The following is a 20,703-nucleotide window of genomic DNA, read 5'->3' on the forward strand; positions in this document are numbered from 1 at the left end:
GCACGGTTGAACGGTTGTCGTGGTGCGACGCGGCGAGGTGACCGACAGGGCGTGGGCGCGGATCGAGCCGTTGCTGCCGGTGACCGATGGACAGGACGTCCCTGGCGCGGTCATCGGCAGGTGATCGACGGGATCTTGTGGCGGTTACGGACCCGCGGAAATGCTCGCGGTCACCACCACGACGAAGATCGACATCTGCATGGCACAGGATGCCAGGCGGAGCGCCCGCTTTTCGCGGACCAGACCTTCTGGATCACGAGGAAGCAGCAGCAAGGAAACGAGTCACCGCAGCCAGCCACGCCCCGGGCTGATCGACGTGCGCCATATGCCCCGCCTCATCCAGAACGACCGCATCCGTGCACGGCGTCAACGCCACCAACGAAGCCGGAAACGTCATGTCATACCGTCCTTGGAGCAAGAAGAGCGGTATCCCCGACAAGCGCTCGACAGCGTCGGGGTGACGGGCCGAAGGAAGACGGCCCTCCCGCCAGGCTCGCAGGTAGCTGCTGGTAAAGGTCACCTGCTCCAGACGCCTGACATACTCGGCCAGCGACTCCTGCCGCCAGACGTTCAACGGAGCCGTCGCGAACGCCTCAGCCCGCGTGAGCTCGGCTCCTTCCAGCGGCGACGTGTCCCAGATCGATGGGTACGCGGCGTAGCGGCGCTCGTACTCCTCCCACCCCTCGAACGCATCGGCCGGCACCGGAAGCACGCTGCTGGAGGCGACAATCAGACGGCGGACCAGGTGAGGGGCCTGAATCGCCAACCGCTGCGCGATCAGACCGCCGTAGGAGAAGCCGAGGACATCCACCTGCGAGGCGCCGATGAGCTCGACGAGATTGGCCACCATCGCGTCGGGAGTTAGCGGCTCGGCTGCGGCGGAGCGGCCGCAACCACGCAGATCGGGAAACAGCAGGCGATGCTCACCAGCCAACATCCTCAGCGGCTCCACCAGATAACTATGATCCCAATCTGGGCCACCGTGGATGACCAGCAACGTGCGATCCGAGGACCCGTCGAACTCTCGCACATAAAGACGCATGGCGGGATGCTAGCCATGGGACAGACAGCCTGGGAAACGATCAACGTCGGCCCGGGAAACGATCACGGGACCTCCGGATACACCCAGCTCAGCCGTACACGTGAACACCCCGTACGCAGGGGATCAGGCATGCCTGAGCTTATGGCGAGTCGACTGGCGTACGACCTGGAGCACCCGCTGTGGGATCGGGTGCTGCACCGAGAGCTGGTGCGCGCCGTCAAGCGATTCATGGTGGGCAAGACACCGGCCAACGTGTTCGCCTTCGAACGGATCGCCGCCTGCTGGGGGTGTTCACGGGTACCTATGAGCTGGACCGATACGGGCCAACTGAAGATCGCTTCCCGCCTCACCGGGGATCGTTTCGCGCCGCCTCGGCTCTTGAGGCTCGCCACCGTACGCGCAGGAAGCAGGCAAACACGAGGCCGACAGTCACAGCGGCCGCCGTCCACACGACCCACTGCCCGATGTTCCTGAGCACATCGTTCCTGCCCGGTGGCAGCACGGCCATCTGGACGGCCGCGCCCACCGGCACGGTCAGCCGGGCGAGCACACCGATCGCTCCCGGATGCCCAGCGCAGGCTCCGATGGCACCGAGTACCGGACCGAACAAGGCGCTCGCCACCCACCAGTAGACCGTGTCATCGACGTAGGAGCCGGACGAGACGTCGTGGACGATCGTGTCGGCGATGTAGTAGGCAGCGGTGGCGGCGAGCAAGGCCACCACGCCGACGACGGCGCCCCGCGCCAACCGGCGGCCCGTGAGGACACCCCCCATGCCACGGGTGGCCCACCATCCCGCCAGCACCCCCAGTCCCGCCCACGCCCAGCCGGCGTCCAGCAGGATGCTGACGATCTCCATGATCGACCACCCTCGGGTGGTGGCCTCGGTGCTTTCCACATCCACGGTCGTAGTGGCCGCCGCGTTGGCCAGCGAGGTGGCGGCGCCGAACACCCCGCCGAATACCGCGCCGACGGCCAGGGCGCTCAGCAGGGAGATGAAGCTGGGCCGCGGGATGGTGGTCATGGGCGGCTTTCTACCAGATTGGGCGGCCGGCCCGCGGAGCCGCGCTCAAGCGCCCGCTGTCGTGAGGTCACGGAGGGCTCTTAAGGACGGCTGAGCAGCGGCATTGCGGAGGGCAGGAGCACCACACCCGCCAAGCCGCTCAGAAGCTCAAGGCGGGCGCGGCATGGCAAGATCCCGACCTGGTGTTCTGCACGAGCGTCGGCACCCGACTGGACGCATCGAACGCGCGGCGGGCCGCCGTCAGGCGGACCGTCACGACGACCGGTGCCGGCATCGCCGTGCCGGCGCCCGAGCCGCCCGTCACCGGGCCCGCGGGGGCCCGGCCGACCTCGGCATGCCCCTCGCGGGGTACGCCGTCCAGGGTGATCCGCACGGGCGCGCCGCCCTCGAGGTTGCGCCACCACAGCCGCGACGGCCTGCTCGTCACCGTGAGCGTGTCGCCGTGCCGTTCGTACTGGGCGGGCAGCCGGATGGCGGCCCCGCTCCTGCGGCCCGTGACCGTCAGCAGCATGACCCGCCTCGACAGCAGGTCCTGCAACGGCGTGCGGAGCAGCCATCCGACGATGGGGTTCACCGGTCGGGTCTGGAAACCGTCCAGCAGCTTCCACGCCGAGATCATGACCGGCGACGCCGTCCCCACAGGAGGTAGGCGAGGGGGCCGACCGGCTGCACGAAGATCGCCGGCCACCACAGCCCCTTGCGCCCCCGTACGTCCGCCCGTGGCCGGAACCAGAGATCCACCGCCGCGGCCGTCGTGGCCGCGAACTCCGCGGACGCCAGCACCAGCAGCCAGCTCCGCTGCTTCTGCGACATCTCGTCCCATCGCATCGACGGGCTCCTCTCTCTCAGGCCTTCGGCATCAGGATGAGGGCGTACGCGCCCGAGTACCCGAGCACGAAGTCGCGATTCCGCGGGACTTTCGCCCCTGTCACCTCTGGCGATGGCGGAGTGGGCTGAAGGTGCCAGCTCCGCCGATGAGGAGGCCGTCATGGAATGGAGCCTGGCGATCAGTCGTCGTGGTCGGCGGCCACCTCGGAGACGACCTCGACGACGCCCTCGACGGAGCGGACCGCTTCCGCCAGCGCGAGGATCTGCGACGTCCAGCGCACTCGGCCGCTGATCCGCACCACGCCTCCGTCCGCCTCGACGGAGAACGAGCCGGCGTCCTTGAGCACCGCCCTGACGTCCGTCTCCAGTTCGGCGGCGGAGCGGGTGAAGACCCGCAGCACGTCATGCTGATGGACGGCGCCGATGACGCCCCTCTCACCGGATCGATCACGAGCAGTTGCTCGATGCGCTCACCCGGCCCAGCAGGGTCGTCGTCGACATCGCCACGCCCTACCGGACCGTGCCGGTGCGCGACTACTTCCTCGACTCCGCCGATCACATGAGGTACGCGAGGGCCGTGACACGCCCGGTGAGGCCGCCGGCGACCGCCTACGGCGCGTTGCAGCGGCTGTTCGCCGGTCCGCCCCAGGCCGAGCGGGCGCACGGGCTGCGCTTCGTCGGCTCCAAGGCCACCGGTTTCAGCAAGCTGACCGTCAGGCACGGGATCGCCAGGGTCCACTTGGCCGGTCCGCTCGCCGGTGGAGGCTCCGCCTTCACCATCGCCTATGAGATCACGCCGACGCTTGAGCAGTTCCCGTCGATCAAGTGGGTCAGATCTACGACTCGGCGGGGCGCACCGAGCGGCCTGCCGAGCCGTCGGACTCGGCCCCCCGGCCGCCGGAGCCGTGAACGGCCTCAGGCGACCTGGAGCGGGGGCTCCGGCGGGCGGACGACCGCGACGGGGCAGCGCGCGTGGTGCGGCACGCCGTGGCCGACCGAGCCGAGCACCGCCGAGGAGAAGCCGCCACGGCCCCGCGAGCCGACCACGACGAGGTCCGCCGCCCCGGCCGCCTCGGTGAGCGCCGCCACGGGACGCCCGGACACCTGCTCGTCGGTGATCGCGACGTCGGGGTTCGCCTCCCGCCCCGGGACCTCCCGGGCGCGGGCGGTGCGCGCCTCCTCCTGGGTGGAGTCAGCCAGCAGATGACTGTAGGCCGACCAGTACGGCGACCACCCAGGCTGTGGCGACGGCCCGTTCCCCCGCGGCGGGCGCTGACGCGGAGCCGTCGACGCCGGCCACGATCGGTTCGCGCATCACCCTCCGCCCCCGCTGGCCCTCGACCGCCACCTTCCCGAAACCGACATCGAGCCACAAGTAACCACAAATCACTCAGCACGATCGTGGTCGGCCCCTTGCCCAACCCTGACCCTCGCCGGGGTGTGGCGGCTAGGACCAGGGGTGCATGTAGAGGAACGTGGGTGCTCACAGCTGGTTCGACGCGTTCCGCGCCCTGGCGGACCGTCGCGGCCGTCCCGGGGTTCGGCTGCTCGACGCCCTCACCGAGGCCGCCGTGGCCGGACACGCATCCGCCGAGACCTGGGCCCCTGAAACGGCCAGGCGGTTCGGGCTGCCCGCGGCCTCGGCGTTCGGGCCGGCCACCTTCTACGCCGACCTGGCCGCCCCGCACGGCCGGCGCCACGTACGGGTCTGCACCGCGGCGGCCTGCTTCGCCGCTCGGGCGGGCCGGCACGTCCGCGAGGTCGAAGAGGTTCTGGGTGTCGGCGTCGATCAGGTCTCCGCGGATGGGGAGGTCTCCCTGCAGGGTGTCCGGTGCCTCGGCTACTGCTACGCCGGCCCCGCCTGTCTCGACGGCGACACACCGTGCACGGGCCCGGCGCTCGCCGCCCAGCTCTCCGGCCGCGCGCTCCCCCACGCCCCGCCGATCCCCGCCACCGACGTCACGGGCGCTCCCGTCGTGCTGGCGGGCGTCGTCCAGGGGCAAGACGCCTGGCAGGTGTGGCCGGACGTGCTGCGGGCCGGCGCACCGGAACGGGTCCTGCGCGAGGTGGCGGCCTCCGGGCTGCGCGGGCGCGGCGGAGCGGGGTTCCCCGTCGCCGCCAAATGGGCCGCCGCCGGACGTTCGCCCGGCACGGTGGTGGTCGCCAACGGCGACGAGGGCGATCCCGGCTCCTACGCCGACCGGCTGCTGATGGAGGCGGATCCGGAGCGGGTGCTGGAGGGGCTCGCGCTGGCCTGCTTCGCCTGCGGAAGCAGCCGTGGCGTGGTGCTGGTCCGATCGGAGTACCCACACGCGCTGGCCACCATGCGGATGGCGGTCGAGCAGGCCCGTGCGGACGGACATCTGGGACGGCGGCTGCACGGCACCGACGTCGATCTCGACATCGAGGTGGCCGAAGGGTCGGGCTCCTACGTCGCCGGCGAGGAGACCGCCCTCATCTCAGGGCTCGAAGGCGGGCGCGGCTGCGCCCGGCCGCGCCCGCCGTACCCGACACAGCACGGTCTCTGGGACGCCCCCACCGTCGTGAACAACGTCGAGACGCTGGCCGCGATCCCCTGGATCGTCGAGCACAGCGGGAACGCCTACGCCGCGCGCGGCACACCGTCGGAGACCGGCACCAAGCTGGTCTGCCTGTCCGAACGGTTCGCCCGTCCCGGCTGCTACGAGGTCGAGATCGGCACACCGGTGCGCAGGATCGTCGACGAGCTCGGCGGCGGCCTGCGCGAAGGCGCGGAACTGGCCGTCGTCCAGGTCGGCGGCCCTCTCGGAGGTTTCCTCGCCGCGGACCAGCTCGACGTGCCGCTGTCGGAGACGGATCTGGCCGCGCGCGGGGCGGCGCTCGGACACGCCGGGCTGGTCGCCTTCGACCAGCGGATCGACCCCGCGGACGTGCTGCGCCACGTGTGGGAGTTCGCCGCCGCCGAGAGCTGCGGCGCCTGCTCGCCCTGCCGCGTCGGGTCCCGCCGCGGCCTGGAGATCGTCCGGGCCGGGCAGCCGGGCGAGGAATACGAGCGGCTGCTCCGCGTCATGGGTGAGGCCAGTCTGTGCGCCTTCGGGCGGCGCGTCCCGGCGGCCGTGCGCAGCCTCGTCCGCGCCTTCGGCGACCGGCTGGCGGGGTGGGACGGGTGAGAGTACGGGTCGGCGGGACGACCGCGCACGTGGCCGAGGGCGCCTCGGTTCTCGACGCCGTGCGCGCGGCCGGGATCGGTCTCCCCACGCTGTGCCACGACGACCGCCTGACGCCGGCCGGCTCCTGCCGCGCCTGCCTGGTGAGAGCCGGCGGCAAGGTGGTCGCCGCGTGCGTGACACCGGCCGCTGAGGACGCTCCGATCGAGGTCGACGCGGATGACCTGCGCGTCCTGCGCCGCGAGGCCGTGGAGGTCATCGTCTCGGTCCTGCCGCCGCACGCCCTGGACGGCGAGCACGGCGGCAGCGAGCTGGCCAGGGTCTGCCACGACCTCGGCATCGCGCCGGACACGGCCCGGGGAACCGGCGGCCGGGGCCGCGACGACAGCCATCCGTACGTCCGCCTCGACCGGGACCTGTGCATCGCCTGCGGCCGGTGCGTGCGCATGTGCGCCGAGGTCCAGGGCACCTTCGCCCTCACCCTGGCCGGACGGGGCTCCGACACGGTGGTCGCGCCCGGCACGGGAGGGCCGTGGGCGGAGTCCGACTGCGTCGCGTGCGGCGGCTGCGTCGACACCTGCCCCACCGGCGCGCTCACCGAGCCCGGCCTGCCCGGCGGCGACCGGGCGCCGGAACTGCCGTGTACCCGCACCACCTGCGGCTACTGCGGGGTCGGCTGCTCCCTGGACGTGCTCACCAGCGGCGATTCGGTGACCGCCGTGCTGCCCGCCCGCGACGGCCCCGTCAACCGGGGCCACGCCTGCGTCAAGGGCCGCTTCGCCCACGGGTTCCTCCGCTCGCCCGACCGGCTCACCCGGCCGCTGCTGCGCCGCGACGGCCGCCTGGAACCGGTGAGCTGGGAAGAAGCCCTCCAGCACGTGGCCCGAGGGCTTCGCGCGGCGGTCGCGGCGGGCGGCCCCGGCGCGGTGGCTGCGATCTCCTCGGCCAGGGCCACCAACGAGGAGAACTACCTGCTGCAGAAGTTCATGCGGACGGTGATCGGCACCAACAACGTCGACAACTGCTCACGGCTGTGCCACGCCCCGTCGGCGGCCGGCCTGACGGCGGCGTTCGGCCTGCCGGGCGGGACCGACCCCTTCGAGGACGTGGAGAGCGCCGACTGCCTGCTGCTCGTGGGCGCGAACCCGGTCGAGGCGCACCCCGTGGTCGGCGCGCGACTCCTCCAGCGCGTGCTGCGCGGGACGCGGCTCGTCGTCGCCGACCCGCGCGCGGTGGGCCTGGCCCGCCATGCCGACGTCCACCTGCGCCCCCGTCCCGGCGCCAACGTCGCCCTCTTCCACGCGATCGCCCACGTGATGCTGGCCGAGGGCCTGATCGACGACGAGTTCCTGCGCGAGCGGTCGGCCGGCCTGCCCGAGCTCACCGCGCTGCTCGCCGACTACTCCCCCGACCGTACGGCCGCCGTCACCGGCGTGCCCGCCTCCGACGTCGTCGCCGCCGCGCGGCTGTTCGGCCTGGCGGAGAGACCGGCGATCGTCTACGGGCTGGGCGTCACCGAGCACCTGCACGGCACGGACGGCGTACGCGCCCTGGCCAACCTCGCGATCCTGCGCGGAGCGGTCGGCACCGGACGCGGGTTCGGCGTGAACCCGCTGCGCGGCCAGAACAACGTCCAGGGCGCGTCCGACATGGGCGCGCTGCCGGACCTCCTGCCCGGGTACGCCAAGGTGACCGACGCCGACGCCCGCCTCCGCGCGGAACGCGTGTGGGGCGTGCCCGTCCCGCCCCGGCCCGGCCTGCGGATCCCGGAGATGTTCGCCGCCGCCCGCTCCGGAGAACTGCGCGCCCTGTGGATCCTCGGCGAGGACGTGTGCGCCACCGATCCCGACAGCAACCAGGTCGTCCAGGCCCTGGAGAGGTGCCCGCTGGTGATCTGCGACGAGCTGTTCCTGTCCGAGACCGCACGCAGGGCCGACGTCGTGTTCCCCGCCGCGTCCTGGCTGGAGAAGGACGGCACTTTCGTCAACTTCGACCGCCGCTTCCAGCGGGTGCGGGCCGCGCTCGCCCCGCCGGGAGCCGCGCGGCCCGACTTCCAGATCATCCACGCGGTCGCCGCGGTGCTCGGCGCCGACCTCGGATGCGCCACGCCCGCCCAGGCCCTGGCCGAGTGCGGCCGGCTGGCCCCCGTCTTCGCGGGTCTGTCGCACGAACGGCTCGACCGGGAAGGGGCCGTCCCCTGGCCGTGCCGTCATCCCGACCGGCCCGGCGAGTCCTCGCTCTACCGGGAACGGTTCGCCACCCCGGACGGGCTGGCGCACCTCGGCGCCGTGCCGTACCTGCCGCCCGGCGAGGAGCCCGACGATCGGTTCCCGCTGGTTCTGGTCACAGGGCGGCGCTGGGCGCACTACAACTCCGGCGGCATGACCCGGCGTACGGACAACCTCCTGCTCGACCCCACCGACCGGCTCGACGTCCATCCCGCCGACGCGGCCCGCCACCGCCTGGGCGACGGCGACCGCGTCACGGTGCGCAGCCGCTACGGAGAAGCGCACCTGACCGTCCAGGTCAGCGATGACGTGACACCCGGCCAGGTGTTCTGCGCCTTCCACTTCCCCGCCAGCGGAGTCAATGCCCTCACCTCGGATCGCGGCGACGCCGCGACGTCATGCCCCGAGTACAAGGTCACGGCGGTGCGACTGGAGCCCGTTGGCGGAAAAGCCAGGACAAGCGAGACGGACCAAGAGTTTCCCGGCCGGTGAGGCTCATCCGGCAGGAGCGGCGGGAAGGCTCATCCGGCAGGACCATTCCTCGTCCGGGCGGCGGCAGTGCACGCTGACCAGGCCGACCAGCCCATCCTGGTCGGCTACGACGACTCGCCCGAGAGCCGTGACGCGCTGCGCCGGGCGGTCGAGGAGGCACGGCTGCGGATGGTGTCCGTGCTGGTCTGCCACGCCCTGCACTGGCCTTACGCGCCGAGGCCGGTCGCGGAGGAGGTCCTCACGCAGATCGAGCAGGTCGCCCTCGCCGTCGTCGACGAGGGCGTGCGCCGCGCCAAGGAGCTGGCCCCGGAGGTGGACGTCCAGCCGGTCCTGGGGAAGGGCACGCCCGCCGCGGTGCTGCTGGAGGTCGCGAGCGGGGCGGTGTTCACCGAGTTCGTGACCGAACGCCCCAACGCGTCCTGGTCGGCTCGACAAAGGACGCCACGCTCCTCGTCCTCGGCAACCGGGGGAACGGATCTCCCGCCTGCCTGCTGCTCGGCCCGGTCACCCAGACCGCGCTGCTCGAATCCTGGTGCCCGGTCGCGGTGACTCTCGCCGAGGTTCTGAACCCGCGGCTGCCGCCCGGATGATCGGCAGACCGGGCTGAGACAGGTGAAGGGGCTGGGGGGAGGCGAAAGAGATGGTTGGACGGATCGTGGCGGGCGTGGACGGCTCCCCGCCCTCGATGGCAGCGGTCGAATGGGGCAAACCCACCGAGGAAGATCGGCGTGCGCTCAGCCCGCTGTTCTGGGCTCACGTGAACTCCCACGGCCGGTTCCGGCTGGACATGGGAACCCGGCTCGACCTCACCGCGGCGTGAGCGGCCCTCTGGCGGATCAGCGCACTGGCGCTGGCGCCATCTTCTGCTTCCTCGGCCGCCACGCCTCCACCCGGGTGTGTGGGCCCGATTGTCGCCGAACCTCGCGCGGTGCTTGGATGGGGATCATGGCCCTCGACGAGCTGCGCGACCTCCTCATCCGCCATGCTCGACCTGATCTCGCCACTCCCATCGAGGATGTGCTGATCTTCAAGGCCGAACGCCCCCAGCCTCCGGCACCGACGACCTACGGCAAGGTGCTGGCGCTCGTCGCCCAGGGCACGAAACGGTTCGCGCTGGGCGACCGCCTGTACGAGTACCACGAGGGGCAGTACCTCGTCGCCTCGATCGACCTGCCGGTGACCGCCCATTTCGCCAAGGCCGACGCCGAACGACCCGGGCTCGGGGTCGGGCTGACCCTGCATCCGGCGGCCATCGCGGAGGTGTTGCTGCAGGCGGCCCCGGACGATCTGTCGGAGCTCGGCGACGATGCGCCGCCCGGGCTGGCGGTCAGCACCGCCTCCGCCGAGCTGCTCGACGCGGTCGTCCGCCTGCTGCGCCTGCTCGACCGGCCCGGCGACATCACCGTCCTCGCGCCGCTCGTCAAACGGGAGATCCTGTGGCGGCTGATCACGGGCGAGCAGGGCGCGATCGTGCGCCAGTTCGGGCTTCCCGACAGCAGCCTCAGCCACGTCGCCCGCGCGGTGCAGTGGATCCGCGACCACTACGCGCAGCCCTTCGGCGTCGAGGACGTGGCCAGACTGGCGGGGATGAGCGTCTCGGCCTTCCACCGCAACTTCCACGCCGCCACCGCGATGAGCCCGATCCAGTTCCAGAAGCAGATCCGCCTCCAGCAGGCACGGCTCCAGCTCGCCGCGGCGCCGGGTGACGTCGCCGCCGTCAGCCGGCGCGTCGGCTACACCAGCCCGTCCCAGTTCAGCCGCGAGTACCGTCGCCAGTTCGGCGCGCCGCCGAGCCAGGACGCCAGGCGCCTCACTCCAGCACGCGATCGAGACGGATCGGCAGGGATCTCTGCCTGACGCCGGTGGCGTGCCAGACGGCGTTCGCGATCGCGGCGGCCGTGCCGACGTTGCCGATCTCGCCGGCGCCCTTGACGCCCATGGGGATGCCGGGCTCGTGGTCGGGTACGAAGTCGGCTTGGATGTCGGGCACGTCGGCGTGTGCGGCGATGTGGTAGCCGGCGAAGTCCGCGTTGACGTGCCGGCCGGAGACCGGATCGCGCAGGCCCTCTTCGTGCAACGCCATGGAGAGCCCGCCGATCATTCCGCCGACGACCTGGCTGCGGGCCATGAGCGGGTTGACCACCCGGCCTACCGCGAACATCCCGAGCAGCCGCCGCACCCGCACCTCGCCCGTCATCGGATCGACGGTCACGTCGGTGAACACGGCGCTGAAGGCGTGCCGTTCCAGGGACGGCAACCCGCCGAGCGAGCTCGTGGTGTCGGCCGTGACCGTCCCGCGGCGGCCCTGGCCGCGTAGCTTCTCCGCGGCCTCGATGATCGCCCAGCCCCAGGACGTGGTCCCCCGGGAACCGCCCGCGCCCCACGCGGGACCGAGGCCGCTGTCGGAGATCCGGAGCCGGATCCGGTCCGTGCCGACCGCCAGCGCGTCGGCGGCGATCGCGGTCAGCGCGGTGCGCGCGCCGGTGCCGAGGTCGGTGGCGCCGACGGCGACCGTGAAGGTCCCGTCCGCCTCGGCGGTGATCGTGGCCGAGGAGGGGAAGGCCCCGGCGCTGAAGGACGTCGCGGCCAGCCCCGTGCCGACCAGCAGAGGCCCCTCCCGCCGCGTCCGCGGCCGGTGATCGCGGGTGTCCCAGCCGAACCTGCGGGCGCCTTCGCGCAGGCACGCGACCAGATTGCGGCTGCTGAACGGCAGGCCGGACACGGGACCGGCCACCGGCTCGTTGCGCAGCCGCAGTTCCAGCGGATCCATGCCCAGCCGCTCGGCCAGCTCGTCCATGGCGGATTCGAGGGCGAACGACCCGGGCGCGGCGCCCGGTCCCCGCATCGAGTACGGCGGCAGGATGTCGAGCGGCACCGCGCTGAGCCGGGTTCGGATCGCGCGCGCCGCGTAGAGCGTCTTGGTGAGCTCGGTGCAGCCCTCCAGGTACTCCACCAGCGGCGAGATCTCGAACGCCGCCTCGTGGTGGATCGCCCGCAGCCGGCCGTCCGCGTCGGCGCCGATCCGGATCAGCTGGTCGGTCGCGGGCCGCATCGCGGTCGCCAGGAACACCTGGGCACGGGTGAGCGTGACCCGCACCGGCCGGCCGAACAGCCGCGCGGCCATCGCGGCCAGGATCAACTGCGGGCCGCAGAGCCCCTTGGAGCCGAAGCCGCCGCCGACGTGCTCGGTGCGGACGCGTACCAGTTCCGGGCTCAAGGAGAACAGCGTGGCCAGGGTGCGGGCCGCGGAGAAAGGTCCCTGGTTGGAGTCGATCGCCTCCAGGTGCTCTCCCTCCCACCACGCGGTCGCCGAGTGCGGCTCCATGGCGCTGCAGTGTTCCTCGGGGGTGCGGTAGCGCTCCTCGACCACCACCTGCGACGCGGCGAGCTCCGCCGCCACGTCGCCGACGTCCACGGGCTCGTCGAAGATCGTCACCGCAGGACGGCTCGCCGGGTGGTCGGCGGTGAAGGCCGTGTCGTGCGGCTCCTCGTCGTAGATCACCGGCAGCGCCTCGGCCGCCGCCTGGGCCTGTTCGAGTGTCTCGGCCACGACGAGCGCGACGGGCCGGCCGGCGAAGGGGATCAGCTCGTCCTGCAACAGCTGCAGCTGGCCGTCCGGGCCGAAGAAGCCGCCCGCCGCCGGGTCCAGCCGAGGCGCGTTCCGGTGGTCGATCACACCCAGCACGCCGGGCATGCCCTGGACGGTGGAAACGCCGACGTCCCTGACGCGGCCCCGGGACACGGTGGCCAGGACGACCACGCCGAAGGCCAGGTCCGGCACCGGCACGTCGGCGGCATAGAGGGCGGCGCCGGTGACCTTGGCCCGGCCCTCGATCCGCGGCCGCGCCGCCCCGACCGCGTTCGTCATGGCAGGAGCTCCTTCAGGACGGTCTCGATGAGGTTGCCGGCCAGCCGCACCTTGTAACCGTTGCCGGGCAGCGGTTCGGCGGCGGCCAGTTCGGCGTCCGCGGCGGCACGGAACGCCTCGGGTGTGCGGGGAGCGTCCGACAGGAAGGCCTCGGCGGTGCGGGCGCGCCAGGGCCGCGAGGCGACCCCGCCGAGAGCGATGCGCACCGAGCCGTCGTCCGGGTCGAGCGCCGCCGCGACCGAGACGGTGGCGAAGGCGTAGGACGCGCGCTCGCGGACCTTCCGGTAGCGCGAGCGCGGGGACACCGCGCTCCCGGGCAGGGCCACCGCGGTGATCAACGCGCCCGGCGGCAGCGCCGTCTCGCGGTCCGGCGTGTCCCCGACCGGCGGGTAGAAGTCCGCCAGTGGGAGCTCCCCGGGGCCGTCGAGCGTCTCGTAACGCACGACCGCGTCGAACGCCAGCATCGCGACCGCCATGTCGGAGGGATGGGTGGCCACGCAGCTCGGCGTCCAGCCGAGGACGGCGTGGTTGTGGTGCTCCCCGGCGATCGCGGGACAGCCGGTGCCGGGGACGCGCTTGTTGCACACCTGCGCGGCGAAGTAGGCGCACCGGGTCCGCTGGAGCAGGTTGCCGCCCACCGTGGCCATGTTGCGGAGCTGGCCGGACGCGCCGGCCAGCACCGCCTGGCTCAGCGCCGGGTAGCGCCGCCGTACCTCGGGGTGGGCGGCGAGGTCGCTGTTGGTCGTCGTGGCGCCGACGACCAGCCCGCCGTCCGGCGCCTCGGCGACGCCGGCGAGCGGCAGCCGCCGTATGTCGACCAGCCTCGTGGGAGCCTCCACCCCGGCCTTCATCAGATCGACGAGATTGGTGCCGCCGCCCAGGAACCGGGCGCCGCCGCCGGCTGCGATCAACGCTTGACGGACGTCCGCCGCGCGTTCGTAGGCGAACTCCCTCATCCCGCGATCTCCTTCCGGGCAGCCGTCTCCAGCACGGCCCGGACGATGGACGGGTAGGCGCCGCAGCGGCACAGGTTGCCGCTCATTCGCTCCCGCACCTCCGCCGCGTCCAGCACCGGCGCCGGGCCACCCGGGGACACGTCGGCGGTGACCGCGCTGGGCCAGCCCGCCGCGTGTTCGGCCAGCATCCCGGCCGCCGAGCAGAGCTGCCCGGACGTGCAGTATCCGCACTGGAAGCCGTCGAGCCCGATGAACGCCCGCTGCAGCGGCACCAGCTCGCCGTCAACGGCCAGCCCTTCGACGGTCGTGACCTCGGCGTCCTCGGCGGCCACCGCCAGCATCAGGCAGGAGACCACCCGCCGGCCGTCGAGGAGCACGGTGCACGCGCCGCACTGGCCGTGGTCGCAGCCCTTCTTGGAGCCGGTGTGGCCGACGTCCTCGCGCAACGCGTCCAGCAGCGTCGTGCGGTTGTCGACGTCCAGCCGGTGCGGCACGCCGTTGACCTGGAGCGAGATCACGCTGCGGTGATGGTTCGTCATCGTCCTCCCTCTCTGGGGGCTACGTAATCAGTTCCGCGCCGGGCGGACGATCCCCGAAGCTCGCGCGTCCTTGCCCATTCCTGCTCACGAGGCGGGCGGCTCTCGGCGGCGATCAGCGCGGCCAGGACGGCCACCACGACGGCCGGCCCGACCAGCGGCGGCAGGACCGCGGCGACCGGCGCCGCGGCAAGGACGGCGCAGGCCGCGGCCGCCCGCCGGCGGCCGAGCGTGCGATGCGTCCGGAGCCTGAACAGCAGATGTCCCACGAGGTAGAGCGCGACACCGCCATGGAGCGCGAGCGCGGAGAACACACCCAAGGGCGCCCCCTCGCCGGCGTGCGCGACCACGCCCTCGACACCCAGAGCGGTGAGCAGAATCCCGGTGATCATGGGGAAGTGCCCGTAGGTGTAGGCCTCGACGGCCAGCATGACCTGCTCCTCGCCGCGTACGCCGCGCAGCCTGCGCTCGGCCGCGCCCGCCACCACGTCGAAGTAGAGCCACCACAGGCACACCGCGACGGCGATGCCGAGGACGGCCGCCAGCAGCAGCCCCGCGCTGATGGGCCGTCCTGCGGCGCCGACGCCGACGGCGACGACCGACTCGCCGATGGCCAGGATCAGGAACAACCCGTGCCGCTCGGTCAGGTGCGCCGGGCTGCGCAGCCGCCAGTGACCGTTTCTGGCCGTGAGGTAGATGCCCGCCCAGTCCACCACCAGGGCGACCGCGAACAGCAGCACCTGCGTCCAGCTCCCCAGCGCCGTCCCGGACACCAGGAGCGCCGCGCTCGCCGTCATGGGCAGCCAGGTGATGGCGATCTGACGGCGCAGCCCGGTGTCACCGTCCGCGGCCACGGCGAAGACCACGAGATGCACCCACCGGACCACCAGATAGGCGCCCACCAGCACGAAGGCGCCCGGCCCGTCGGCCCACGCCTCCGGGATGGTGAGGCCGACCACGAACATCGCCGCCATCGCGACGACCATCCCGCCCCGCAGCAGACCGCCGTCCGCCCGGGAATGGTTGCCCAGCCAGGTGTAGCCGGACCAGGTGCCCCACAGCAGTGCCAGCATCAGCAGCCCCCGGAACACGCCGTCGGCGTCGCGCTCGCGTGCCATGGAGCCGGTGAGCTGCGTGATCGCGAAGACGTAGACGAGGTCGAAGAACAGTTCGAAGGGCGTCGCCCGGTGGTCCTCGCCGACCGGCGAAGTCTTCTGCCGCATCTAATCGAGGACCAGGGCCGGGACACGGGGCCGGCGGCAGAAGTAGACGAACGCGGGCGGCACGTTGGCCCACACCGTCCGGCTGACCACGACCTCCTCGAACATCCCGTCCAGGGATCGCCGTAACCGTCGCGCCGGCGGCGTCCACCGCGTGTGCGCGTACGCGAACGTGGTGAATGCGCCGTGCGGGGCGAGGGCGCCGGTGAGGGCGTCGAGCAGGTCGTGCTGGCGGTTCGCGGTGAACGCCGCCCAGGGCAGTCCGCTCACGATGACGTCCGCGCGGTGGTGGCCGCGCGCCGCGAGCACCTCTCCCAGGTCCCGGGCGTCGGCCACGGCGACGTCGATCCGCGGGTACCGGGTGGCGAGACGCCGCGCGAACCGCTCGTTGACCTCGACGGCCAGGTGACGGCCACGGCCGCCGAGCCGGCGCTGGATCGCCGCGGTGAACGCGCCCGTGCCCGGACCGACCTCGACGACCAGCGGGTCACCGTCACGTGTGACAGGCGAGGTGATCAGGTCGGCCAGCGGCTCGCCGCTCGGCGCGACCGCGCCGACGGTGAAGGGGGCGCGTGCGAACTCGTGCAGGAACGCGGCGCGGTCGTGGGCGCTCACCGGACGGCTCCGGGAGACGTGCCCAGCACCCGGGCGAGCCAGTCGTTTCTGGTACGCCGGGCCGCGACCGAGATCCGGGCCTCGGGACACAGGGCGTCGAAGCCGTGAAAGCCGCCCGCCCAGACGTGCAGCTCCGCCTGGCCGCCGGCGGCCCAGATCCGGGTGGCGAACGCGACGTCCTCGTCACGGAACACCTCGGCCGTCCCGGCGTCGACGTAGGTGGTCGGCAGGCCGGACAGGTCCTCGGCGATCGCGGGCGACAGGTAGCCGGACACCTCGCCGCCGCCGATGAGCGACCGCCAGCCGAACGCGTTCATCTCGCGGGTCCAGACCCCGGGCGCACCGGAGTACTGGCGGCTGGAGGTGGTGTCGTTGCGGTGATCGAGCATGGGACAGATGAGCACCTGCGCGGCGATCGGCGGCCCGCCCCGGTCACGGGCCATCAGGGTGAGCCCGGCGGCCAGGCCACCGCCGGCGCTGACCCCCGCCACGACGATCCGGCTCGGGTCGATGCCCAGCTCACCGGCGTGTTCGGCGACCCAGAGCAGGCCCTGGTAACAGTCCTCGACCGGGATCGTGCCGGTGGCCTCCGGCGCCAGCCGGTAGTCCACGGAGACGACGGCGGCACCGAACAGGTCGAGCCAGTCCAGGGGGATCTCGATCTGCGAGAAGCGGTCTCCCATGACCATGCCGCCGCCGTGGACCCAGTAGACGCACGGGGCCGGCGCGTGACCGGTCCTGGCCGGGGTGAAGATCGACATGGGGACGGGAGCGATGATCTCGCGGTGGCCGGCGGCGCGGCCCTGGAGGATGGCGTCGACCGGCGTGGACGGCAGTCCGCGCAGCTCGGCGAGCACCTCCGGACCGAGCTCGGCCATGGGAGGCAGGCCGGCGAGGAACGCGCGCAGTTCGTGGTCGAGGCCGGGACGGGCCATCGTGGTCTCCTCGTTCACAGGGCGGCCTTGCCGCCGACGGGAATCTCGTCGGCGTACCGCGGCTGCCCGGCCAGCAGCGGCTGGAGGGCGGCGGCGAACGTCTGGGCCTGCTCGGTCGCGAAGAACCGGGCGTGGGCCTCCGGGCTGACCCAGCCCTCGGTGACGTAAACGGTGTCCGGATCGCCGGCCGAGCGGCCGACCAGGAAGACACGGCAGTCGTCGTTCGGCAGGGACGGCGCGTCGAGCAGGGCGGCGACCAGGTCGTCGCCCCGGCCCGGCTGCGCGGTCATGGCGGCGTGGAAGCCGTGGCCGATGGTCATGGGATCACTCCTCACGGGTGGATCTGTCGCAGCCCACTGTCGGCGCCGCCCGGCCGGCGCCACATCAGTCATCCGACTCCCGCCTTGAGCGCCCATGGCGGCCGATGACCTAACCGCTGATGCGGTTAGGTCATTTGACAGATGCGCGGCCCGGGCGCGTGCCCGACCATCGACACGTGACGAGTCCTTCAGAGCCGCCGGCCGTCCTGCGCATGCGGGAGGTCCGGGACCGGGCGCTGTTCGACCCGGACGACGGTGCGGTCACGCCGTCGAACCGGGCCGAGCTCAAAGCGGTCGCACACCTGCTGAACGTGCTGCTGGCCAGCCTGGTCGTGTCCTCGTTGCAGTACGAGCAGCACGCCCTGCTCGTCCGCGGGCCGTCGCATCGAGCGGTCGCGGAGTTCCTGCACGGCTGCGCCGACCGTGACCGCGCCGGCGCGCGGCTGCTCGCGACCCGCATCGCTCACCTCGGGTTCGCCGCCGACCACGACCCACGGCACCTGCCGGCGCGGTCGCGCATCACCTTCCAGGCGTTCCAGGACGGCGATCTCACCGGCATCGTGACGCAGGACCTCGTGGGGGCGCGGATCCTCGTCCAGTCGTTGCAGGAGGCGGTGCGCTGGGTCGGGGCCGACGACCCCACCACCCGGCGCCTGCTGGAGCGGCTGCTGGAGGAGAAGGAGGCACAGGCCGACGAGCTCAGCGCGGGGCTTCGGGATCCGGTGCGAGAGCATCCCTGAGCCCGGCGCGGGAGGCGACGCCGAGCTTGGGGAAGATGCGGTACAGGTGCGCGCCCACCGTCCGGTGCGAGAGGTACAGCCGCTCGGCGATCTGTTTGTTGGTCAGGCCGCTCGCCGCCAGCTCGGCGATCTGCAACTCCTGCGCGGTCAGGGCGGCCGGGCCGCCTGCCGAGGTCTCGGCCGTCCGGTGTCCGGCGGCGTGCAGCTCGTTCCGTGCACGCTCGACCCAGGGCCCGGCGGCCATCGCGGCGAAGCCGTCGCGGGCGATGAGCAGATGCCGGCGCGCCTGCGACGCCGACCTGTCACGACGCAGCCTCTCGCCGAGGACGAGCCGGACGCGGGAGGCGTCCCACAGCCACCGTTTCGCCACGTGGCCCGACAACAGCGACTCCAGCCGCGCCCTCGTCCCCTCGTCGTCGGACACGAGGAACTCCGCGGCCGCCTGGACCAGCGTCATCCGGGTCGACAACGCGGCCACGTCGGCGGCCCGCATCGCCTCGACGTGCGCCCTGGCCTCGACCATCCGCCCGGTCCGCACCGCCGCCTCGACCAGGTCGAGCATGACCCACGTGCAGTGAGGCACGTACGCGGCGAGCGCGCCGGGCGGGCTCATCGCGGCCGCGTGGTGGAAAGCCGCGCCGAAGTCCCCCTGTCCCAGCGCCGCCAGGGCACGCGGATGCTGGGCGAACAGCGCCGCGGCCGCCACACCGCGTGGGAGCGCCCAATGGGTGATCTCGTCGGCGAGCGCGTACGCCTCCTCGAAGCGTCCCCGTCCGGCGGCGAGGATCGCCCTGTTGTACAGGAAGTACCACGCGAAGAAGGAGAAACCGCTGGTCTCGCAGACCTGCTGACCCTCACTGGCCAGTTCCTCGGCCTCGTCCCATCGGCCGACGAGAAAGTCGTCCAGGCACAGGTGCATGAGGGCGCCGAGGTGCCGTCGGGGCGCGCCTCCGTCCCGTCCCTGCCGGACCAGCCGCCACGAGGACTCGCGGCAGTCACCCAGCCGATCCAGATAGACCGAGGCCGTGCCGACCCGCACGATCCGCGTGGGGTCGGTCTCGTCCGCCAGAGTGTCGAGGATGCGCCGGCTGCTCGCCAGCGCCGACGCCCCCGTGCGGACCGGGTCCGGGAAGGTCCTGCTCGCCAGCGACAACACGTCGGGCGGTCGCGGCTCCAACCGTTCCAACACCCGGTAGAACGGTTCCCAGTATTCCGGAGCGCTGCCGTACCAGGACAACAGCATCAACGTGTGCATGGCCTCGACGAGCGCGGGATCCTCCGCCCGGTAGCCGTGCCCGGCGGTCTCGATGGCGCCGAGCAGGAGCCGGTGGGCGGTGGCGACGTCGCCGTCCCCGTTGAGCATCAGGAACGCGGCCGCGTTGGCCGCGTGAAGCGAGCCGGTGGAATCCGGAGCCGCCCGCCGCGCGTCGGTCAGGAGCGTCTTCGCGTCGTCGACGGCCCCGCTCGCCTCGGCGCCGATGTACGCGGCCTCGGACAGCCGACGCCCCCGATCGGCGCTCGTCACGCTCAACTCGGCCGCCCGGACCAGCGCGGCGACCGCGGCCAACGCGTCACCGCGCAGCATGATGCGATGCGCCGAGCCCTCCAGCAGCGCCGCCACCGTCTCGTCCGGGCCGACGGCGGCCGCGGCCAGATGCCACGCACGACGTTCCTGGTCACCCGGCAGGGCGCCGGCGAGGGCGACATGCGCGGTCCGGCGCTCTTCGTGCGTGGACCCCGCCACGATCGCCGACCTGATCAGCGGGTGCCGGAACGCGATCCGCGCCGTGGCGTCGTCCACGCGTACCAGCTGCGCCCGCTCGGCGGGGGCGAGGTCGGCCAGCCCGGCCTCATCCGCCGAGGCAGCCCTGAGCACCCGGACGTCGCCGGTGCCCTCGAACGTGGCCAGCAACAGCATTCTCCGGGTCGACGCCGGCAGATCGGCGATCCGCGCGGCGAACATCGCCTGGAGCCGGTCGCTGAGCGGGACCACCTCCGAGTGCGCCACCGCGGGATGCGTCGCGCCCAGCAACGTCGAAGGCAGTTCCGTCAAGGCCAGCGGATTGCCCTGGGCCAGGTCGAGCAGCCGATTCCTGATCCGTACCGGCATGTCCGGGAAGTGGACGTCGACCAGTTGCCCGGCCGCCGCTCGGTCCAGGGGCTGGACGGCCATCTCGGTCAACCCGCGCGGCGCCGCGGAACTCACTGCGCCCGTCCTGGCGGAGAACAGCAGCGCGGCCCCGGCCCCCTGCAGCCGGCGGGCGACGAATCCCAGCACGACGGCGCTGGCCCGGTCGATCCATTGAACGTCGTCCACCAGAAGGGCGAGCGGTGTCTCAGCGGCGACCCTCTTGACGAGCAGGAGCGCGGCGTTGCAGACCAGGAGCGCGTCTGTGGGCGCGCCGATGCCGAACCCCAACGCCACCGACAATGCCTCTCGAAGCTGCGGCGGCAGGTGCTGGATGTCGGCCTCGACCGGCAGGAGCAGCTGATTGAGGCAGGAGTAACTGACGTCGGCTTCGAACTCCGACCCGGACGCTCGCAGCACGCGCATCCCCGCCGTGACCGCCAGCTCGGCCGCAGCGGCCATGAGAGCGGACTTGCCGATGCCGGGGTCACCCCACATCAGCCGCGCGTCGCCATGCCGCCGAGCCGCGTCGAGAAAGCTGGACAGCTGTTCGAGCTCGGCACGGCGGCCGAATAATGCATCACTGGCCACGGGTACCTCACTGCGTCGGTCAGTGCCTCACCAC

The 20,703-nt window shown here is 72.6% G+C and carries 20 protein-coding genes and 1 pseudogene; 7 read left to right on the forward strand and 14 right to left on the reverse strand.

The features are described 5' to 3' along the window. Positions 1 to 253: 253 nt before the first annotated feature. The 6 genes from ACWEJ6_RS31650 to ACWEJ6_RS31675 all read right to left on the reverse strand — a co-directional run bounded on the left by ACWEJ6_RS31650 (position 254) and on the right by ACWEJ6_RS31675 (position 4,097). Positions 254 to 1,042: an alpha/beta fold hydrolase gene (locus tag ACWEJ6_RS31650; RefSeq protein ID WP_452428528.1), complete on the reverse strand. Its 789-nt coding sequence runs from the start codon at positions 1,040 to 1,042 to the stop codon at positions 254 to 256. Between the two features lie 346 nt (positions 1,043 to 1,388). After that, positions 1,389 to 2,066: a hypothetical protein gene (locus ACWEJ6_RS31655; RefSeq protein ID WP_452428530.1), complete on the reverse strand. Its 678-nt coding sequence runs from the start codon at positions 2,064 to 2,066 to the stop codon at positions 1,389 to 1,391. A 139-nt stretch (positions 2,067 to 2,205) separates the two neighbouring features. Next, positions 2,206 to 2,706: a nitroreductase/quinone reductase family protein gene (locus ACWEJ6_RS31660; protein WP_452428532.1), complete on the reverse strand. Its 501-nt coding sequence runs from the start codon at positions 2,704 to 2,706 to the stop codon at positions 2,206 to 2,208. After that, positions 2,682 to 2,894 (reverse strand): PLDc N-terminal domain-containing protein, encoded by a 213-nt coding sequence (locus ACWEJ6_RS31665; RefSeq protein WP_452428534.1) that lies wholly within the window; start codon positions 2,892 to 2,894, stop codon positions 2,682 to 2,684. Before ACWEJ6_RS31665 ends, ACWEJ6_RS31660 begins: the two co-directional genes overlap by 25 nt. Positions 2,895 to 3,073: 179 nt before the next feature. Next, positions 3,074 to 3,295 (reverse strand): BON domain-containing protein, encoded by a 222-nt coding sequence (locus ACWEJ6_RS31670; protein ID WP_452428536.1) that lies wholly within the window; start codon positions 3,293 to 3,295, stop codon positions 3,074 to 3,076. Between the two features lie 514 nt (positions 3,296 to 3,809). Next, the gene (locus tag ACWEJ6_RS31675) at positions 3,810 to 4,097 is read right to left on the reverse strand and encodes a universal stress protein (protein WP_452428578.1); all 288 of its coding nucleotides are present in this window, start codon (positions 4,095 to 4,097) and stop codon (positions 3,810 to 3,812) included. 272 nt (positions 4,098 to 4,369) lie between these two features. Between ACWEJ6_RS31675 and ACWEJ6_RS31680 the strand changes: the two genes are divergently transcribed. The 6 genes and pseudogenes from ACWEJ6_RS31680 to ACWEJ6_RS31705 all read left to right on the forward strand — a co-directional run bounded on the left by ACWEJ6_RS31680 (position 4,370) and on the right by ACWEJ6_RS31705 (position 10,617). Next, the gene (locus ACWEJ6_RS31680) at positions 4,370 to 6,043 is read left to right on the forward strand and encodes an NAD(P)H-dependent oxidoreductase subunit E (RefSeq protein ID WP_452428538.1); all 1,674 of its coding nucleotides are present in this window, start codon (positions 4,370 to 4,372) and stop codon (positions 6,041 to 6,043) included. Next, on the forward strand, positions 6,040 to 8,760 hold the full coding sequence (fdhF, locus tag ACWEJ6_RS31685; protein WP_452428540.1) for a formate dehydrogenase subunit alpha: 2,721 nt from the start codon (positions 6,040 to 6,042) through the stop codon (positions 8,758 to 8,760). The genes ACWEJ6_RS31680 and fdhF overlap by 4 nt, the downstream gene beginning before the upstream one ends. Before the next feature lie 66 nt (positions 8,761 to 8,826). Then, positions 8,827 to 9,012 (forward strand): annotated as a pseudogene (locus ACWEJ6_RS31690) (universal stress protein); the annotation flags it as partial. Between the two features lie 167 nt (positions 9,013 to 9,179). Then, positions 9,180 to 9,350, forward strand: coding sequence for a universal stress protein (locus ACWEJ6_RS31695; RefSeq protein ID WP_452428580.1), 171 nt, complete (start codon positions 9,180 to 9,182; stop codon positions 9,348 to 9,350). 50 nt (positions 9,351 to 9,400) lie between these two features. After that, positions 9,401 to 9,580, forward strand: coding sequence for a hypothetical protein (locus ACWEJ6_RS31700; RefSeq protein WP_452428542.1), 180 nt, complete (start codon positions 9,401 to 9,403; stop codon positions 9,578 to 9,580). Between the two features lie 116 nt (positions 9,581 to 9,696). Next, positions 9,697 to 10,617 (forward strand): AraC family transcriptional regulator N-terminal domain-containing protein, encoded by a 921-nt coding sequence (locus ACWEJ6_RS31705; RefSeq protein WP_452428544.1) that lies wholly within the window; start codon positions 9,697 to 9,699, stop codon positions 10,615 to 10,617. Here ACWEJ6_RS31705 and ACWEJ6_RS31710 read toward each other — a convergent pair. The 7 genes from ACWEJ6_RS31710 to ACWEJ6_RS31740 are packed head-to-tail and all read right to left on the reverse strand — an operon-like array spanning position 10,571 to position 17,210. Continuing rightward, entirely contained in the window at positions 10,571 to 12,628 is a 2,058-nt protein-coding gene (locus ACWEJ6_RS31710; RefSeq protein WP_452428546.1) for a xanthine dehydrogenase family protein molybdopterin-binding subunit, read from the reverse strand. The genes ACWEJ6_RS31705 and ACWEJ6_RS31710 overlap by 47 nt on opposite strands. Next, positions 12,625 to 13,584, reverse strand: coding sequence for an FAD binding domain-containing protein (locus ACWEJ6_RS31715; RefSeq protein ID WP_452428548.1), 960 nt, complete (start codon positions 13,582 to 13,584; stop codon positions 12,625 to 12,627). Before ACWEJ6_RS31715 ends, ACWEJ6_RS31710 begins: the two co-directional genes overlap by 4 nt. After that, on the reverse strand, positions 13,581 to 14,123 hold the full coding sequence (locus ACWEJ6_RS31720; RefSeq protein ID WP_452428550.1) for a (2Fe-2S)-binding protein: 543 nt from the start codon (positions 14,121 to 14,123) through the stop codon (positions 13,581 to 13,583). Before ACWEJ6_RS31720 ends, ACWEJ6_RS31715 begins: the two co-directional genes overlap by 4 nt. Beyond that, on the reverse strand, positions 14,120 to 15,343 hold the full coding sequence (locus ACWEJ6_RS31725) for a low temperature requirement protein A (RefSeq protein WP_452428552.1): 1,224 nt from the start codon (positions 15,341 to 15,343) through the stop codon (positions 14,120 to 14,122). Before ACWEJ6_RS31725 ends, ACWEJ6_RS31720 begins: the two co-directional genes overlap by 4 nt. Continuing rightward, positions 15,344 to 15,955 carry a class I SAM-dependent methyltransferase gene (locus ACWEJ6_RS31730; protein ID WP_452428554.1) on the reverse strand — a complete coding sequence of 204 codons (612 nt, stop codon included), beginning with the start codon at positions 15,953 to 15,955 and terminating at the stop codon, positions 15,344 to 15,346. Then, entirely contained in the window at positions 15,952 to 16,908 is a 957-nt protein-coding gene (locus tag ACWEJ6_RS31735) for an alpha/beta hydrolase (RefSeq protein ID WP_452428556.1), read from the reverse strand. The genes ACWEJ6_RS31730 and ACWEJ6_RS31735 overlap by 4 nt, the downstream gene beginning before the upstream one ends. After that, a complete protein-coding gene (locus ACWEJ6_RS31740) occupies positions 16,905 to 17,210 on the reverse strand; it encodes a putative quinol monooxygenase (protein ID WP_387667064.1) in 306 nt (101 codons plus the stop codon). Before ACWEJ6_RS31740 ends, ACWEJ6_RS31735 begins: the two co-directional genes overlap by 4 nt. Before the next feature lie 176 nt (positions 17,211 to 17,386). On the opposite strand from ACWEJ6_RS31740, the gene ACWEJ6_RS31745 reads away from it, so the two are divergent. Then, positions 17,387 to 17,950: a ferritin-like domain-containing protein gene (locus ACWEJ6_RS31745; RefSeq protein ID WP_452428558.1), complete on the forward strand. Its 564-nt coding sequence runs from the start codon at positions 17,387 to 17,389 to the stop codon at positions 17,948 to 17,950. Here ACWEJ6_RS31745 and ACWEJ6_RS31750 read toward each other — a convergent pair. After that, positions 17,910 to 20,669 carry an AAA family ATPase gene (locus tag ACWEJ6_RS31750; RefSeq protein WP_452428560.1) on the reverse strand — a complete coding sequence of 920 codons (2,760 nt, stop codon included), beginning with the start codon at positions 20,667 to 20,669 and terminating at the stop codon, positions 17,910 to 17,912. The genes ACWEJ6_RS31745 and ACWEJ6_RS31750 overlap by 41 nt on opposite strands. Positions 20,670 to 20,703 lie beyond the last annotated feature (34 nt).

The organism is Nonomuraea sp. NPDC004702 (genome assembly GCF_053601695.1).

Bases quoted from the DNA above. Each gene is read 5' to 3' on its own strand.
- ACWEJ6_RS31650 (WP_452428528.1), bottom strand. From the start codon at position 1,042: ATGCGTCTTTATGTGCGAGAGTTCGACGGGTCCTCGGATCGCACGTTG.
- ACWEJ6_RS31655 (WP_452428530.1), bottom strand. From the start codon at position 2,066: ATGACCACCATCCCGCGGCCCAGCTTCATCTCCCTGCTGAGCGCCCTG.
- ACWEJ6_RS31665 (WP_452428534.1), bottom strand. From the start codon at position 2,894: ATGCGATGGGACGAGATGTCGCAGAAGCAGCGGAGCTGGCTGCTGGTG.
- ACWEJ6_RS31700 (WP_452428542.1), top strand. From the start codon at position 9,401: ATGGTTGGACGGATCGTGGCGGGCGTGGACGGCTCCCCGCCCTCGATG.
- ACWEJ6_RS31705 (WP_452428544.1), top strand. From the start codon at position 9,697: ATGGGGATCATGGCCCTCGACGAGCTGCGCGACCTCCTCATCCGCCAT.
- ACWEJ6_RS31710 (WP_452428546.1), bottom strand. From the start codon at position 12,628: ATGACGAACGCGGTCGGGGCGGCGCGGCCGCGGATCGAGGGCCGGGCC.
- ACWEJ6_RS31715 (WP_452428548.1), bottom strand. From the start codon at position 13,584: ATGAGGGAGTTCGCCTACGAACGCGCGGCGGACGTCCGTCAAGCGTTG.
- ACWEJ6_RS31720 (WP_452428550.1), bottom strand. From the start codon at position 14,123: ATGACGAACCATCACCGCAGCGTGATCTCGCTCCAGGTCAACGGCGTG.
- ACWEJ6_RS31725 (WP_452428552.1), bottom strand. From the start codon at position 15,343: ATGCGGCAGAAGACTTCGCCGGTCGGCGAGGACCACCGGGCGACGCCC.
- ACWEJ6_RS31740 (WP_387667064.1), bottom strand. From the start codon at position 17,210: ATGACCATCGGCCACGGCTTCCACGCCGCCATGACCGCGCAGCCGGGC.